We start from the raw sequence: 15,284 nt of genomic DNA on the forward strand, positions 1-15,284 counted from the left end.
CGGTAACCCAATCGTCTCATGAATGAAGCCAACAATATGACCAAGTACAGCCTGCGTTCATGGGTTCTGGTATTGGCGTTAGCTCCAACTATTTTAGTGGGTATTTTATTGGGAAGCTATTTTACCATAAATAGATTTTATGAACTTGAAGAAACGCTCATAGATCAAGCGAGTAGTATCATCGAGCCTTTAGCCATTGCGGCAGAGGTCGGTTTAGACAGTAAAGATTTTGAAACCACAAAGCGCTTAATCACCGCCGCTCAGCTCAACAAAGCCTCTTTAGTACAGTTTATTGCTATTTTTGATGTCGACAACCGTGTCGTCGTCACCTCGCATCATTATAAAAATCATGAAGTCATGCGTTACGACAAACCGCTAAGTTCGATGCTAAGAACTGAACTTGAGCAAGTCGGTGACAGTATGATTTTACGCAGCCCGATTTTCAAAAACAGTGCAGTGCGACCTGTCGATACCTTCGATGAGAATGACAATAGGATCTCAATAGAGGCCGTTAAACTCGGCTACATATCGATATTGATCAATAAAGAGAATGCGCTGCTTGAGCAACATCGCGCCGCTGTGGCGGCGTTTATTATTGTATTGATTGGGGTGCAGCTGAATCTATTTTTTACTTTCCGACTGGTTAAAAACGTAACCCAACCCATTACTGAAATGGTACGAGTGGTTGCCAAAATTCGAGAAGGTAAACTCGACACCCGTTTAACCGGAAACCTCATTGGTGAGCTGGATCTGCTTAAACGCGGTATTAATGCCATGGCAGGCTCCTTGTCGGAATACCATGATGAGATGCAGCAAAATATTGACCAAGCCACATCTGATTTACGAGAGACACTCGAACAAATTGAGATCCAAAACGTTGAGCTTGATATGGCCAAAAAGCGGGCGCTAGAAGCCAGCCGGATTAAGTCTGAATTTTTAGCCAACATGTCCCATGAGTTACGCACCCCACTTAATGGCGTCATTGGTTTTGCAAAACAGTTATTAAAGACCCCATTACACTCCAGTCAGCAAGACTATATTCGTACCATTGAGCGCAGCGCCACGAGCCTACTCAGTATCATCAACGATATTTTGGATTTTTCTAAGCTAGAAGCCGGTAAAATGGTATTGGAAAACATGCCATTTTCTCTGCGTGAAATAGTCGAAGAAACCGTCACTATGTTGTCTAGCAGTGCACGAGAAAAACAGATTGAGTTGGTGATCGATGTTGACCCACGTATTCCAGAGGATGTTACTGGCGATGCGATGCGTTTTAGCCAAATCCTGACGAATTTAGTCGGCAACGCAATTAAGTTTACCGACAGGGGGAGTGTGCAGCTTAAGATGCAACTTGAAGAGATTGCGGACGGTAAAGCGCGTGTCCGTATTGAGATAATTGATACAGGTATCGGTATTGATGCCGAAAAACTGGCCGCATTATTCCAAGCTTTTGGCCAAGCAGATTCTTCTATCTCAAGGCGCTTTGGTGGTACGGGTCTTGGACTGGTGATCACCAAGCGTTTGGTTAATCGAATGGGTGGCCAAATAGGCTGTAATTCAGAGCTACAACAAGGCTCAACCTTCTGGTTTTCCTTACCTCTTAACTTAAGCCAATTCCCCATCAGCGATACCTTACCAATTGGTACGCTTAAGAATAAAAGCATTTTACTATTCGAACCTAATCCGTTATCACAGCATGCCATTGAACGTATGCTGCTACGCTGGGGTCTTAAAGTCACTAAGGTGACCAGCAGTAAACAGCTCGAATTTATTGTGACTCAGTCAAATCACTTGTTTGATTATGGGCTCTTTAGTTGTAAACCGCTCGCGACTGGCGGCAACGGTGTTGAGCTGCTCAAAGTGGCTAAACCTAAAATAAGTTACTTAATGCTGATAAACAATTGCGTCGAAAGTGAGGATATCTTCACTCAAATTCGTCCCTATATCGACAAGCAACTCACGATGCCTATCGGTGAGAAGCGACTGTCCAGTAGCTTGATCGATCAACAATCTACACTTGAAGCCGAAGTATTGCCAATGCCTGCAATAATGTCGGCCCCCGAGGTGAGAGAAAACTTAACCGTACTGGCAGTTGACGACAACCCTGCTAATTTAAAGCTTATGGATACATTACTAAAAGAGCTAGTGACCCAAGTGCTCATTGTCGATAATGGTGATGCCGCGGTAGAAATTGCAAGACAACGCAGTTTTGACCTTATCTTTATGGATATTCAAATGCCAGGCACTGACGGCATTAGCGCCACTAAACTAATAAGACAAAATTCAGCTAATCGCAATACGCCCATTATAGCAGTGACCGCCCACGCTATAGCTGAAGAGCGAGAGCGTATATCATCGAGTGGTATGGATGGCTACTTACCCAAACCTATCGATGAGGCAGCACTGAAGGAGGTGATCCGCAAATGGAAAAACAAACCCAAGTTCACCCACTTTGATCAGCGCACCTTAAATTGGGAACTGTGTTTGACGCAGGCAAATAACAAGCCAAACTTAGCAATTGAAATGTTGAAGATGTTGTTAAAGTCACTGCCAGAGACGGTGGAGCATATCAATAGTGCACTCACGAATTTTGATCAGCAAAACATGCTTACCTGTATTCATAAATTACACGGTGCAAGCTGTTATTGTGGCGTGCCGACCACCCAACAACTTTGTCAGGAGATAGAGTCAGGGTTAAAGCGTGGTGTTACTGTAGAAGATGTAGAACCTGAAATCCTTGAGTTACTTGATGAGTTAACTAAGGTAGAATCAGCCGCTAATCAAGTGATCACCCAGCTATCAGTGGAAATAAAAGATGACAAATAAACCGGGCTTTTTTCAACGCTTAAAAGGGCTAACACTAGCACAAAAGAAACTTTTTGCTATTGCATTATGCCAGCGCATGCTACCCAATTATCAGCTTTTTTCTGAAGTGTGTGAATTTGGCAACCCGAAGGTGCTCGATACACTGCTCAACCTGCTTTGGCAGTCAATGTACGACAATAAACTGAAACTAAATTTAGAGCTACAAATGGAACGTATAGAAGAAAATACGCCAGAGCCTGCTGATTTTGACGTCTACGGTGTATATCCAGCACTAGATGCAGCGGTAGCCTTAACCTCTTTGCTAAGCGCACTAGAAAGTAAAGTTGAAGAAGATATCACTAATATCAGTAAGCTCTCGTCAGCTACGGTTGCCAACTATATTGAAGCAACCTGCGAGCAAGATTTTGATAAAGAATCAGAATTAGATGATTATATTTTTAACCATGAAGTCATGGTTGAAGAAAAAGAGATGCAAGAAGATCTTCTGCAAACCATCGAAAAGAACCCACACCTCAAAGCCGATTTCATCAAAGAGTTACGCCGAGAAATTGTCACCGTCAGCATATCAAATATTGGCGTCAGCGCAGCAGATTAGTACCGCAAAAGAGTCGCTTTATTAAAGCGACTCTTATACTCATGCCATTTGTAAAATCAGGATCACGTGGGTATAGAATACGCTTAATTCAAGGTGATAGTTGTTCCCTTAACTGTCCATCGAGAACAATTGCTCCGCTTTGGACTGCATAAACTCGATAAAGAGCTTAACCTTCAAAGGTTGATGACTGCGTTGATGATACAAGATTGAAATCCGCCTTTTCTCACCAATCCATTCAGGTAATAGCGTTGTCAACTGGCCGCTCTTAAGCTGGTTTTTCACAAAAAGTGCTGGGCCATATAAAACCCCACCATGATCTACAGCGGCCTGCACTGCGCCATTTAACTCACTTAACGTCAGTTTTGCAGGTCCATCATAATAAAAGTTCTCTCCCGATGGGTGCTTTAAAGTCCAGTTAAACAAAGGCCATACTTTAATCAACGCGTGTTGTTCTAAATCGCTTGGATGGCACAAGCTAGGTGCCTTATCCATATACTGCGACGAGGCAAACAAACCATAATTAAGCACGCCAAGAGAGCTCGACACCCAAGAAGAATCTGGTTGGGTGCCACCGACAATAGCAACATCAACCCCCTCATCTATAAGATCGATTACGTTATTATTTTGTACTATATGCAGCTGTATATCTGGGAATTTTTCACAAAACTCGTTAATGGCATGGATGAAAATCATCGAAATAATTGACACCGGAGCCGCTATTCTAAGGGTACCTTCAGGCTTATCCACCGCAGCGCCTCTGATACTGTCAAACTGAGATACTATGGCCTGATATTGCTGAAACAGCGCTATGCCCTCCTCTGTTAGACGCAGCTTGCGAGTGTTCCTCATCAACAACTGCTTATCGAGCTGTGTTTCCAATTTAGTCAACTTACGGCTCACCGTTGCAATTGGCATCTCCAGCTCTTTAGCGGCTTGGGAAAAGCTCCCTGCATTAACTAAATGAACAAATTGGTAGATCAGCTGTAATTCCAAACCAAAATTACTATTCATCAATATAAACCCAAGCGTTTAAAACATAAAAAGGGGATCGGCTACGACCTAAGATTAATAGTATAACAAAACGTAAATATGATAATGTTCTAACTCAATTTTATGCGTGTTTTACGTATATTGTAGACAAGTTAATAGAGAAAATATGTCAGCTGTTATAACGCCACTACTCGCTGTATTTGGCATCATGTTGATTGGCACTTTGGTGCAAAAATCAAAACTGCTGCCTGCTGAGACCGATCAAGTTTTAAACCAATATGTGTACTATATTGCGTTTCCGGCCATTATGCTGATCACATTGGCACAAACCCCGATCAACGACATACTGCACTGGGGTTATATCGCTGGGTTTAGTGGCGCCATGCTAACCAGCTACGCGATCACCTTTCTCGTCTCGCGTTGGACCAATCCATCTCAAAACGCAGTCGCGTCTATGCGAGCGCTCAACGCCACCTTTGGCAATACTGCTTTTATCGGTATTCCCTTAATGGCGATGTTGTTTCCCAATAATCAAACGGCACTCGCCGCAGCCGCTATTGCCAGTCTATTATCGGTGTTAATTTTTGCCATCGCGCTCGTGTCATTGGAAATGATTGGCCGCAAGCAAAGCAGCTCAGCGGCAAAAATCATTAGCCTCGCCTTAATGCACAACCCTATTGTAGTGGGTAGTATGGTTGGGATAGTCCTATCCGCAATGACAATTACTTTGCCTGATAGTATCGCCCTCATCATTCGTCAACTGGGTATGACCTCGAGCCCTTGTGCACTGTTTGCCATCGGTATGGTGCTCGCTAAATCAGCTCAACACCAAACTTCAACACATATTATTAGCCTGAAACAGCTCACAGAGATTAGTGCTATCAATGCCATTAAACTGATTTTTCAGCCTCTAGTCACTTACTTGATCATGTTTAGCCTAGATGTTGATCCACAATTGATTGCTATGGGCGTCATACTCGCGGCGCTGCCGACTGCTGCCAGTGTCTACCTACTTGCACAACGGTACCAAACTCAAGTCATCACCAGTGCTCAGGGAATACTATTGGGTACCCTTGTCACCTTTATTACTTTACCGTTATTAGAAGCTTATCTATTGGGTTAACATTCGATGCTTAATTTAAATGCCCGCCTTGCTAAACCTTGGTTCTAGCAACTTTTACTTCTGCATAGTGAGAGAGTGCACTAGCTAAATTTATTAACCCGCTAATGAATAATTCCCATCTAACTGTATTGATTAGCTTTTAGCTTATAGGGCGCGGTAATTAGAGATGAAAAAAGTTGCCGATATCGATTAATTTTCCAACTGATAGTTTACTGTATAAAAAAACAGTATATACTGTTCATTAATACAGTGTATTGGGATAGGACATCACTATGCTTTGCCAACTCAGCATTAATAATTTTGCTATTGTGCGTTTTTTGGAACTCGATTTTAAAGCCGGCATGACCAGTATCACTGGTGAAACCGGCGCGGGTAAATCTATTGCTATAGATGCATTAGGCTTGTGCCTAGGTAATCGAGCCGACGCTAATGCCATTCGGCCTGGCGCCACCAAAGCGGAGGTAAGTGCACGCTTTTCATTATCTGATATTCCACTCGCAAAGCGCTGGTTAGAAGACAATGATCTCGAACTAGATAATGAGTGTATCTTAAGACGAACCATCAATAATGATGGCCGCTCACGCGCATATATCAATGGTAATCCAGTCCCACTTGCACAGATAAAATGCCTCGGACAACTGCTGATTGGCATCCATGGCCAACACGCTCACCATGCGATGCTAAAAAGTGAGCACCAGCTTACTTTACTCGATAGTTACGCCAACCATAAGATGCTACTCGACACTGTAGCGGCGAGTTATCAGAGATGTAAAACGGTTGAAAAACAGTTACATCAATTAGAGTTAGCGCAGCATGAAAGGCTTGCTCGTAAACAGTTACTGCAATACCAGGTCGAAGAACTCAATGAGTTTGCCATTGCTAAAGGCGAGTTTGAAACCATAGAGGCTGAACATAAAAAACTCGCCAACAGCACGGCATTAATCGAGCTATGCCGTAGCCAATTAAATATTTTGCAGGACAATGATCAAGCGAGTGTTGAGTCATTATTAAATACCTCTATAAGTCAGGGGCAAGATTTAGAAAGTTATGATGCCGAACTTGGCAGCGTTGTCGCCATGCTTAATGATGCACTTATTCAAGTACAAGAGAGTAGTAGCGAGCTTGAACGGTATTTAGAAGGTTTAGAACTCGACCCTGAATACTTTGAACAATTAGAGCTTCGGATCTCTAAAGCACTGCAACTGGCGCGCAAACACCATGTCAATGCCAGTGAATTGTTTGCTCACCATCAAGGTCTGTTGAATGAACTCAATGAGCTTGGATCGGACGGGGACAAACTTGAAGAGATCCGCAATCAACTGCAAAATAGCCAACAGGCATATTTGAATCACGCACGAAAACTAAGCCTTAGTCGTGGCCGCTACGCTAAAGAACTCGATAAAAAAGTGACTCAATCGATTCATGAGCTGAGCATGCCTAAGGGTAAATTCAGTATCGCAGTCAACTTTAATCAAGCCGTCATTAGCCCTCAAGGCTCCGATGCTATTGAGTTTCTCGTGACCACCAATCCAGGTCAACCTTTGCAGCCCATTGCTAAAGTGGCCTCAGGCGGAGAACTCTCTCGAATAGGCCTTGGCATACAAGTTATTACCGCTAAAAAAGTCGCGACTCCAACACTCATTTTTGATGAAGTAGATGTGGGGATATCAGGTCCAACGGCGGCTGTCGTCGGCCGGATGCTGCGGAGTTTAGGGGAATCGACTCAAGTATTTTGCGTGACCCACTTACCGCAAGTTGCCGGTAATGGCCATCAACATATGTTTGTTAATAAGACCAGTAAATCTGGTAAAACAGAAACATCCATGGTCGCCCTAGATAAAGACCAGCGAATTGAGGAGTTAGCTCGCTTACTGGGAGGTGACACCATTACCAGTAATACGATTGCCAATGCTAAAGAGCTGCTGTTTAGTTAAATGAACTTGCGTAAAACAACCATTAAAAAAGGAGCTAACAATAGCTCCTTTTTTAATGCCACACTCACGACCTAAATCAAGTAGTGAGCTGCGGTGTGTAAGCAAATCAAGGAAAATATCCCTGCAAGTACATCATCAATCATAATCCCAAAACCACCTTGCACTTTTGCATCCAGCCAACGAATCGGCCATGGTTTCAAAATATCAAAAAAGCGAAACAACACAAAACCGGCCAGTAACCATTGCCAACCCGCTGGCGCCGCTATCATGGTGATAAGTAAACCGGCAATCTCATCCCAAACAATAGCACCGTGATCATGCACGCCCATATCTTTAGCGGCTTTATCACATATATAAAAGCCGATTAAGACGGTAAAAAGCGTCAAGCCGATATACCAAGGTAAGCTCAATGGTGCCATTAATAAGTAGAGCGGTATGGCGGCAAGCGTACCAAATGTACCTGGCGCCTTTGCGGCTAAACCTGAGCCAAATCCTAATGCCAAAAAATGAATAGGATTTTTAAGAGACAGCTTGGTTAGTGCTTTATCTTTTGAAAGTAAATTCATCAATTAAAGTGCTCAAATCCGAGGTTAATGGGCTCAAATGGCTGTTTATCTAACAACAATTTCAACTTGCCACCCGTGCAAATTTGACCAATCTTAGTAAACTTCACACCCGTCTCAGCCAATGCGATCTCTAGTGCGCCTTTTTGGGCTTCAGAGACAGTAAAGAGTAGTTCATAATCCTCACCACCCGTTAATGCATAGCTTAGCGCCATCTCAGCTGAGACATTGGCTTTGAGCTGGGGAGATAAAGGCAGCTTATCGACATTGATTGTCGCGCCAATATTCGAGGCTTTCAGTACATGTCGGATATCAGAGACTAAACCATCTGAAATATCAATGGCACTCGATGCCAGCGTGCGCAGTGCTTGCCCCGCTAATACCCTTGGAGTTGGCCGGTAATGACGATTAATAAGATAGTTTCTATCGTCTTCATTACAATCCGCTTTTCCACGCAGTAGATCTAGCCCTAAAGCTGAATCACCTAATGTGCCGGTAGCGTAGATCCAATCTCCATTTCTTGCGCCGCTACGAGTCAGACCCGCATGCTTAGGCACTTGGCCATTAATGGTAATGGTGATTGAGCGGGGACCACGAGTAGTATCACCGCCAATAAGTGCTACGCCATAGTATTCGGCAATTTCAAACAAGCCTTCACTATAATCTGCCAACCAATTTTCGTCGACTTCTGGCAAGGTTAGCGCCAATGTCATCCATGCAGGCTCCGCGCCCATAGCAGCCAGATCGGATAAATTCACCGCTAGCGACTTATACCCCAGATCTTTTGCAGGCATATCAGCAAAGAAATGCACGTTTTCCACTAAGGTGTCACAAGATATCACAACAGATTTATTTGCAGCGGGTTCAACAATGGCGCAATCATCACCAATGCCAAGTGCAACGTCTTTTCGAGACTGGGCACGCCCAGTAAAAAAGCTTTCGATTAATTGAAATTCTTTCACAATACCAATCACAAATTAAGAAGTGGTTTGAGGAAAAAAGAGGAGCTAATAGTAAGAGGATCTTAGCTATGATTTTAGTTACGTTAGATGTGTTCTGCTATTAAATGCCAGCCACGGATCATGCAACTGTTATTCTCTTTTTAGGCATACAAAAACGGCATCCGAAGATGCCGTTTTTACTATTTCGTTCTTGCGACTAGCTTATCCAGAATACCGTTAACGAACTTATGTCCATCTTCAGCGCCGAATGCTTTGGCAAGCTCGATAGCTTCGTTAATTGCTACTTTATAAGGAACATCCTTGCGGAAAGTCAGCTCATAAGTTGCTAAACGAACAATCGCCTTTTCGACAGGGTCAACTTCATTCAAAGGACGAGTCAAAAATGGAATGATTAGCTCATCCAATTGGCTTTTCTTAGTTGCTACGCCCGCTAATAACTCACGAAAGTAAGTTATATCGACACCATCAACATTTTGTTCAGTTAGAAACTCATGCTCAACATCAGCAATATTGTTGCCACTTAGCTGCCAAGAGTAAATGGCCTGAACCGCTAAACGACGTGCCTTTCGGCGCTCTGAAGGCTTCATTAAATTGTCCTAGATTACAGGTGTTCTTCAAGTGCTTGCAGCACGTTAACCATCTCTAACAGACCCAAAGCAGCTTCGCCGCCTTTGTTGCCTGCTTTAGTACCTGAACGTTCAATTGCTTGTTCAATAGTATCAGTGGTTAAAACGCCGAATGAAACAGGAATATCAAATTCAAGTGCAACTTGAGCTAGACCTTTATTACATTCGCCTGCAACAAAATCAAAATGAGGTGTACCGCCACGGATAACCGCACCAAGTGAGATTATTCCGTCAAATTTTCCGCTTGCCGCAACACGACGTGCAGCAAGTGGCAGTTCAACAGCGCCAGGCACTTTAATTACAGTGATATTATCATCTGAAACTTGGCCAAAACGCTTAAGAGTGTCTACCGCACCACTAAGTAAACTATCTACAACAAAGCTATTAAAACGTGAAACTACGATCGCAATTTTTGCGTTTTTCGATTCGATATTACCTTGAACTATGTGCATTTATCTTACCTAAAATTAGCTAATTACCCAGCATGGGGGCGGAAGAGGCGGTATGATACCACAGCCGTTAACGCTGATCCCCATGCAATTTATAAGAAAAGTGTTAAATTACCCCTTGGATGATTTTCCAACCCAAGATAGTATTTTATTCTGCTATATAATCAGTTACTTCTAAACCAAAGCCTGATAGTGAATGATAACGCTTTGGTGAGCTAAGTAACCGCATTGATGTCACGCCTACATTTGCTAGGATTTGCGAGCCAACACCCACTTGACGTGAGGTTCCTTGCCACTTAGCTGTAATAGGTGCACTGCCGTTATCTTCAGCTTCAAATGCTTTAACTTTGGCTAAAATATCACTGCTATGCTCTTGATGACCGAGCAGTACCAGTACGCCACCGTCTTCGCTAATGCGCTGCATTGCTTTTTCTAGTGGCCAACTGCGTTGCTGATCGCGCTCGGAATGTAAAAGGTCGTTAAAGGTATTTTGTAGGTGAACACGTACAAGTATGTTCTCTGTAACCGGACCTTTGACTAATACATAGTGTAATTGATTATCGATAGTGTCACGGAAAGTCAGCATATCAAACTCACCAAAACGGGTTGGTAGCTTACATTGCGCTTCACGTACAACACTGGTTTCTTTAGTGTTGCGGTATTCAATTAGGTCAGCAATAGTGCCCATCTTTAATCCGTGCTTTTCAGCAAAAATTTCAAGATCTGGACGACGCGCCATGGTGCCATCGTCCTTTAAAATTTCAACGATGACTGATGAAGCTTCAAAACCTGCTAATCTTGCTAAGTCACAGCCCGCTTCAGTATGACCGGCACGGATGAGCACGCCACCCTCTTTTGCCATCAATGGGAATATGTGGCCAGGTTGCACAATATCACTAGGCTTAGCATCTTTGGCAACTGCAGCTTTTACCGTGACGGCACGATCTTGCGCTGAAATACCCGTTGTGACACCTTCAGCCGCTTCAATAGACATTGTAAAGTTGGTTGAGAACTGGGCATTATTGTTGGTGACCATTAAAGGCAGGTTTAGCTGTTCGCAGCGTTCTTTAGTCAAGGTTTGACAAATAAGACCGCGACCGAACATCGCCATAAAGTTAACCGCCTCTGGCGTCACCATGTCAGCAGCCATAATAAGGTCGCCTTCATTTTCTCTATCTTCATCATCCATCAAGATAACCATCTTGCCTAGACGAATATCTTCGATGATCTCTTCTATACTATGTAGCGACATGTTCAGACCTTTATTTTGTATTACTGCATTAAGTGAGGTTGCTAACCTTTATGCCTATCGTGGCAAAACAGTATATAAATTTATATGATTATTTTTTTGGAGCTTCTAAAGATAAATTCTATCTTTAAAATAGCCTTAAGCCAGTATTTAACGTAAAAAACCTGAGCGAGCTAACAGTTCCATAGTAACTTCGGACTTAGGTTGCTGTTTTTCATGCTCTGATGAATAGTTCATCAATCTTTCTAAGTGGCGAGCAATGAGGTCAACTTCAATATTAACGCTATCGCCAGCCTTCAAATTTATTAAGGTAGTCTCACCTGCTGTATGCGGCACTATGGTCAGTCTAAATCGATGCCCTTGCACTTCATTAACCGTTAAACTCACACCATCAATAGTAATAGACCCTTTATGGGCGATATAGCGACCCAGCTCTACGGGAGGTGATAACCAAAATTCAATTGCCTGACCGCGAACTTGACGGTCATCAATACGCGCCATGCCATCTACATGACCACTGACCATATGGCCACCCAAGCGTGTTGTTGGCGTCACGGCTTTCTCTAAGTTAACCGAGGTGCCGACAGCGTAATGTGCAAACCCGGTAAGGCTGACTGTCTCGGCTGAAATGTCCGCAACATAACCATCTGCTAGCCGCTCTACAACAGTAAGGCACACACCATTGGTGGCAATGCTGTCACCGAGCTTAACGTCCGACAAATCAAGCTTAGCGCTTGCAACTGTTAATCTAATATCATCGCCACGACGTTCAACTTTTCGTAAATGACCTACAGATTCAATAATTCCGGTAAACATAAAGTTAATTACTCATTCTTAACGTCAAGCGAGTATCTTTACCCACTTTTCGTTCATCTATTACATTAATACTGGGTATTTGGGACATCGCCTCAAATGGAGGCAAAGCAAGTAAGTCTCGCCCCTGAGCACCGAGTATTTTCATTGCTTGGTATAAAATAATTTCATCCGCTAATAGCGCGCTAACAAATGCACCAGCGAGTGTTGCACCGGCCTCAACTAACACCGAGTTACAGCTTTTACCGAGAAATACCAGCAAGGCACTAAGGTCTACCCGCTTATCTTTGGCGGGTAATATTTGGTGACTAACATGGGCCGGCCATGCCGACTTCACCTTATCAGGGTAGTCACAAGTGCTAATAAGTAAAATCGGGCTGTTGATACTAAACATCTTAAGGTCAGTACCTAGCCGTGCTTGGCTGTCTAATACTACACGCATCGGTTGATGTAGTTCTGCTGGCGCGATCTCATTTGATAAAGAACCCAGTTCACTATGTCGTACATTTAGACTCGGGTTATCGGCCAAAACCGTTTCAACGCCAGTAATGAGTGCACAATGTCTTGCACGTACCCGCTGCACATCTCTGCGAGCTTCTGGCCCTGTGATCCATTTAGACTCACCGTTTGATAGTGCCGTTTTACCATCAAGACTCGCCGCAAGCTTTACCGTCACCCAAGGTAACCCTTGCTCCATTCTCTTCAAAAAACCGAGGTTAACCTGTTTAGCTGCATCGGTTAATAAACCAACGTCAACCTGTATGCCTGCATCACGGAGCATGGTAATACCACGACCAGAGACTTGTGGGTTGGGGTCCGTAACGGCAATAACAACGCGGCTAACCTTGCTTTCGATCAAGGCCTTGGCACAAGGTGGAGTTCGACCATAATGGCTGCACGGTTCTAATGTGACGTACGCGGTCGCACCAATGGCATCATCACCGGCCATGTTAAGTGCGTAGACTTCGGCATGGGGGCCACCAGCACGGATATGGTAACCTTCTCCCACAATCACGCCGTCTTTAACTAATACACTACCAACGCAAGGATTTGGTCGGGTGGTATAGAGTCCTTTTTGCGCTAATTCAATAGCAAGACTCATCATTTGATTGTCTTCAGTTGACCACATAGTGAAATGAGTTCCGATTAATCAATTGGGTAATAAGGGGGTATAACTACTTCTGTAAGTTCGCGATAGCGTCGCCGAACTCCGACACGTCTTCAAACGCGCGGTAAACGGATGCAAAGCGTATATAAGCCACTTTGTCTAAGTTGACCAATTGGTCCATCATCAAGTTACCTATCATCTCTGATTTAACTTCACGCTCACCTGTCGCTCGCAGCATCGACTTAATTTTAGTTAAGGACTGCTCGATTTGGTCCATCGATACCGGTCTTTTCTCTACCGCTCGAAGCATGCCACCACGCAGTTTATCTTCATCGAAAGGTTGACGACTACCGTCTTGTTTAACCACACGAGGCATCACCAGTTCAGCACCTTCAAATGTAGTATAGCGCTCATGGCATTGCACACACTCTCGACGACGACGTACCTGATGGCCATCTGCGACAAGTCGCGAATCAATCACTTTAGTGTCTGTTGCGCTGCAAAATGGACAATGCATCTAGCCTCCGGTCAGGTATTAAAACGACTTATATAAACGATTTAATAAAAAATCATTATCAATTACCAACAAAAATGGCCGCATAAATGCGGCCATTAAAGTTTACCTGATTTAACGCTTAAGGTTAACCGTAAACAGGGAACTTAGCGCACAATTCAAGAACCTGTGCTTTTACACGCTCGCTAACAGCAAGATCTGTAATATCATCAAGTACATCACACATCCAGTGAGTCAGCTGCACAGACTCTTCTTCACCAAAACCACGTCGAGTAATCGCAGGTGAGCCAATACGCAGACCAGATGTCACAAATGGTGAGCGCGGGTCATTAGGTACTGAGTTTTTGTTGACAGTAATGTTGGCATTACCGAGCGCTGCATCAGCTTCTTTACCGGTAATATCTTTGCTGATCAAATCAAGCAAGAACAGGTGGTTATCAGTACCACCAGAAACAACATCATAGCCACGTTCAATAAACGTGCGAGCCATTGCTTTTGCGTTTACCACCACTTGCTCTTGGTATGTCGTGAACTCTGGCTCGAGCGCTTCTTTGAATGCAACTGCTTTAGCAGCGATAACATGCATCAAAGGACCGCCTTGACCACCAGGGAAGACCGCTGAGTTTAGCTTTTTATAAATAGCTTCATCATCGATAGCAGAAAGGATCAAACCACCACGAGGGCCCGCTAATGTCTTATGCGTTGTCGTTGTCACAACATGTGCGTGTGGAAGTGGGTTTGGATAGATACCCGCAGCAACAAGACCTGCAACGTGCGCCATATCAACAAATAGGTAAGCACCTACTTTATCGGCGATTTCGCGGAACTTGCCCCAATCAACAATGCCAGAGTATGCACTGAAACCCGCAATAATCATCTTAGGATTATGTTCAACCGCTAGACGCTCAACTTCAGCGTAATCAATCTTGCCCGTTGACTCGTCAATGCCGTACTGAACCGCATTATAGAGCTTACCAGAGAAGCTGACATGTGAGCCGTGAGTCAAATGACCACCGTGAGCAAGACTCATACCTAGAACCGTGTCACCACCTTGAAGAAGGGCCATAAATACGGCTGCGTTAGCTTGTGAACCAGAATGCGGCTGAACGTTAGCATACGTTGCACCGAACAACTCTTTAGCACGAGATATTGCGAGTTCTTCAACAATATCAACATGCTCACAGCCACCATAGTAACGCTTACCAGGGTAACCTTCGGCATACTTGTTAGTAAGCTGAGAACCTTGAGCTTCAAAAACGCGTGGGCTCGTATAGTTTTCTGAAGCAATAAGTTCGATGTGCTCTTCTTGACGGCGAGTTTCATCTTCAATCGCTGCAAACAATTGTGGATCGTAATCCGCGATATTCATGTCTTTTTTCAGCATTATTTACTCCAGCTGTAAATTCTTATAGTAGGGTTGCGCGGTATGATACAGCGCAATTGATCACAATCCCAGCATTAGAAACATGAAATTACTTGCAATTTCCCATGAGCGATATTTCAACAATAGCAAATAGACGCCGTAAACTTGC

General features: G+C 43.8%; 14 protein-coding genes. 4 read left to right on the forward strand and 10 right to left on the reverse strand.

From position 1 onward, the window contains the following. Positions 1 to 18: 18 nt before the first annotated feature. Together barA and CXF82_RS19440 are read left to right on the forward strand one after the other, a co-directional pair. A complete protein-coding gene (barA, locus tag CXF82_RS19435) occupies positions 19 to 2,826 on the forward strand; it encodes a two-component sensor histidine kinase BarA (RefSeq protein ID WP_102044781.1) in 2,808 nt (935 codons plus the stop codon). Next, on the forward strand, positions 2,816 to 3,421 hold the full coding sequence (locus CXF82_RS19440; RefSeq protein ID WP_102044782.1) for a YjaG family protein: 606 nt from the start codon (positions 2,816 to 2,818) through the stop codon (positions 3,419 to 3,421). The genes barA and CXF82_RS19440 overlap by 11 nt, the downstream gene beginning before the upstream one ends. Before the next feature lie 108 nt (positions 3,422 to 3,529). Here CXF82_RS19440 and CXF82_RS19445 read toward each other — a convergent pair whose 3' ends face one another. Continuing rightward, positions 3,530 to 4,432 (reverse strand): LysR family transcriptional regulator, encoded by a 903-nt coding sequence (locus CXF82_RS19445; RefSeq protein WP_101090598.1) that lies wholly within the window; start codon positions 4,430 to 4,432, stop codon positions 3,530 to 3,532. 145 nt (positions 4,433 to 4,577) lie between these two features. On the opposite strand from CXF82_RS19445, the gene CXF82_RS19450 reads away from it, so the two are divergent. Together CXF82_RS19450 and recN are read left to right on the forward strand one after the other, a co-directional pair. Then, entirely contained in the window at positions 4,578 to 5,534 is a 957-nt protein-coding gene (locus tag CXF82_RS19450) for an AEC family transporter (protein WP_102038258.1), read from the forward strand. A 272-nt stretch (positions 5,535 to 5,806) separates the two neighbouring features. Continuing rightward, entirely contained in the window at positions 5,807 to 7,468 is a 1,662-nt protein-coding gene (gene recN, locus CXF82_RS19455) for a DNA repair protein RecN (RefSeq protein ID WP_101090596.1), read from the forward strand. A gap of 71 nt (positions 7,469 to 7,539) precedes the next feature. Here the strand turns inward: recN and CXF82_RS19460 are convergent, their stop codons facing one another. The 9 genes from CXF82_RS19460 to glyA form a co-directional block, all read right to left on the reverse strand. Further along, on the reverse strand, positions 7,540 to 8,034 hold the full coding sequence (locus CXF82_RS19460; protein WP_102038260.1) for a phosphatidylglycerophosphatase A family protein: 495 nt from the start codon (positions 8,032 to 8,034) through the stop codon (positions 7,540 to 7,542). Next, on the reverse strand, positions 8,034 to 8,993 hold the full coding sequence (gene thiL / locus CXF82_RS19465; protein WP_102044792.1) for a thiamine-phosphate kinase: 960 nt from the start codon (positions 8,991 to 8,993) through the stop codon (positions 8,034 to 8,036). Before thiL ends, CXF82_RS19460 begins: the two co-directional genes overlap by 1 nt. A gap of 179 nt (positions 8,994 to 9,172) precedes the next feature. Next, positions 9,173 to 9,580: a transcription antitermination factor NusB gene (gene nusB, locus CXF82_RS19470; protein ID WP_101090594.1), complete on the reverse strand. Its 408-nt coding sequence runs from the start codon at positions 9,578 to 9,580 to the stop codon at positions 9,173 to 9,175. 14 nt (positions 9,581 to 9,594) lie between these two features. Beyond that, on the reverse strand, positions 9,595 to 10,071 hold the full coding sequence (ribE, locus tag CXF82_RS19475; RefSeq protein WP_101090593.1) for a 6,7-dimethyl-8-ribityllumazine synthase: 477 nt from the start codon (positions 10,069 to 10,071) through the stop codon (positions 9,595 to 9,597). 145 nt (positions 10,072 to 10,216) lie between these two features. Beyond that, positions 10,217 to 11,320, reverse strand: a complete 1,104-nt coding sequence (ribBA, locus tag CXF82_RS19480) for a bifunctional 3,4-dihydroxy-2-butanone-4-phosphate synthase/GTP cyclohydrolase II (protein WP_101090592.1) — start codon at positions 11,318 to 11,320, stop codon at positions 10,217 to 10,219. 147 nt (positions 11,321 to 11,467) lie between these two features. Continuing rightward, positions 11,468 to 12,133 carry a riboflavin synthase gene (locus CXF82_RS19485; protein ID WP_102038261.1) on the reverse strand — a complete coding sequence of 222 codons (666 nt, stop codon included), beginning with the start codon at positions 12,131 to 12,133 and terminating at the stop codon, positions 11,468 to 11,470. Between the two features lie 4 nt (positions 12,134 to 12,137). Beyond that, a complete protein-coding gene (gene ribD / locus CXF82_RS19490; protein ID WP_102038262.1) occupies positions 12,138 to 13,259 on the reverse strand; it encodes a bifunctional diaminohydroxyphosphoribosylaminopyrimidine deaminase/5-amino-6-(5-phosphoribosylamino)uracil reductase RibD in 1,122 nt (373 codons plus the stop codon). 46 nt (positions 13,260 to 13,305) lie between these two features. Further along, positions 13,306 to 13,755, reverse strand: coding sequence for a transcriptional regulator NrdR (gene nrdR, locus CXF82_RS19495; protein ID WP_101090589.1), 450 nt, complete (start codon positions 13,753 to 13,755; stop codon positions 13,306 to 13,308). 124 nt (positions 13,756 to 13,879) lie between these two features. Then, complete coding sequence (glyA, locus tag CXF82_RS19500; RefSeq protein WP_101090588.1) at positions 13,880 to 15,136, reverse strand: serine hydroxymethyltransferase; 1,257 nt, start codon at positions 15,134 to 15,136, stop codon at positions 13,880 to 13,882. Positions 15,137 to 15,284 lie beyond the last annotated feature (148 nt).

Origin of the sequence: Shewanella sp. GutDb-MelDb (assembly GCF_002836075.1) — a bacterium.
Taxonomy (GTDB): domain Bacteria; phylum Pseudomonadota; class Gammaproteobacteria; order Enterobacterales; family Shewanellaceae; genus Shewanella.

Coding starts and splice junctions, on each gene's coding strand:
- barA (WP_102044781.1), top strand. CDS start 19: ATGAATGAAGCCAACAATATGACCAAGTACAGCCTGCGTTCATGGGTT.
- CXF82_RS19440 (WP_102044782.1), top strand. CDS start 2,816: ATGACAAATAAACCGGGCTTTTTTCAACGCTTAAAAGGGCTAACACTA.
- CXF82_RS19445 (WP_101090598.1), bottom strand. CDS start 4,432: ATGAATAGTAATTTTGGTTTGGAATTACAGCTGATCTACCAATTTGTT.
- CXF82_RS19450 (WP_102038258.1), top strand. CDS start 4,578: ATGTCAGCTGTTATAACGCCACTACTCGCTGTATTTGGCATCATGTTG.
- recN (WP_101090596.1), top strand. CDS start 5,807: ATGCTTTGCCAACTCAGCATTAATAATTTTGCTATTGTGCGTTTTTTG.
- CXF82_RS19460 (WP_102038260.1), bottom strand. CDS start 8,034: ATGAATTTACTTTCAAAAGATAAAGCACTAACCAAGCTGTCTCTTAAA.
- nusB (WP_101090594.1), bottom strand. CDS start 9,580: ATGAAGCCTTCAGAGCGCCGAAAGGCACGTCGTTTAGCGGTTCAGGCC.
- ribE (WP_101090593.1), bottom strand. CDS start 10,071: ATGCACATAGTTCAAGGTAATATCGAATCGAAAAACGCAAAAATTGCG.
- ribBA (WP_101090592.1), bottom strand. CDS start 11,320: ATGTCGCTACATAGTATAGAAGAGATCATCGAAGATATTCGTCTAGGC.
- CXF82_RS19485 (WP_102038261.1), bottom strand. CDS start 12,133: ATGTTTACCGGAATTATTGAATCTGTAGGTCATTTACGAAAAGTTGAA.
- ribD (WP_102038262.1), bottom strand. CDS start 13,259: ATGTGGTCAACTGAAGACAATCAAATGATGAGTCTTGCTATTGAATTA.
- nrdR (WP_101090589.1), bottom strand. CDS start 13,755: ATGCATTGTCCATTTTGCAGCGCAACAGACACTAAAGTGATTGATTCG.
- glyA (WP_101090588.1), bottom strand. CDS start 15,136: ATGCTGAAAAAAGACATGAATATCGCGGATTACGATCCACAATTGTTT.